The sequence below is a fragment of the Vibrio sp. 1069 genome, assembly GCF_033340555.1.
On sequence record NZ_JAWOWP010000297.1, the window covers coordinates 1 to 755 of the forward strand.

The 755-nt window shown below is 47.8% G+C and carries 1 protein-coding gene; it reads left to right on the forward strand.

What is annotated here, in order from left to right; genetic code table 11:
- Positions 1-755, forward strand: a 755-nt coding sequence (locus R7040_RS26105) for a branched-chain amino acid transport system II carrier protein (RefSeq protein WP_318097526.1), incomplete at both ends; no start/stop codon positions are given.

A 755-nucleotide genomic window follows, 5' to 3' on the forward strand; every position in this document is an offset into this window, starting at 1 on the left:
TTACGATTGCCTTTTGTGTAGCAACCATTTGGTTTGCGCTTTACCCAGGTAAGTTGGTTGATAACTTAGGCAAAATCCTAACACCGGCGTTAATGGCGATTTTGATCATCATGTCTGTCACTGCCTTGATTTACCCAGCAGGTGAGTTGACACAAGCCAGTGGCCCATACGTGAGTGGTGCGTTTGCAGAAGGTTTGACGCAAGGGTACATGACGATGGATGCGTTAGGCTCAATTGGCTTTGGTTGGATCATTTTCCGTGCTATTCGCAGCATGGGAGTGGACTGCCCGAAAGCAACGGCGAAATACACTCTAATTGCAGCCTTAATGTACGCTGTCGCGATGGCGTTTGTTTACATTTCGTTGTCTTACATCGGTTCCACTAGCTCTTACTTAGGTTCAGAGTTTAGCAATGGTGGCGATATTTTAACGGCGTTCACCTTCAACCACTTTGGTGCGTTTGGCTCGGTGTTGTTGGGTGCAGTCATGGTATTGGCCTGTTTAACCACAGCGATTGGCGTAACAACCGCAGGCAGCGAGTTCTATGACAACACCTTTAGCAAAGTGAACTACAAAAGCTGTGTCGTCATCACCATGGTACTGTCAGGCTTTATCGCCAACATCGGTTTAGAGCAGCTATTGTCAATCACTTTACCTGCGGTTGTGGCACTTCATCCTGTGGCGATTGCTTTGATGATGATGGCGCCCGCTCGCAACAAAATGTCTCAGTTCATGTTGGTGCTTACCGCGTTCACC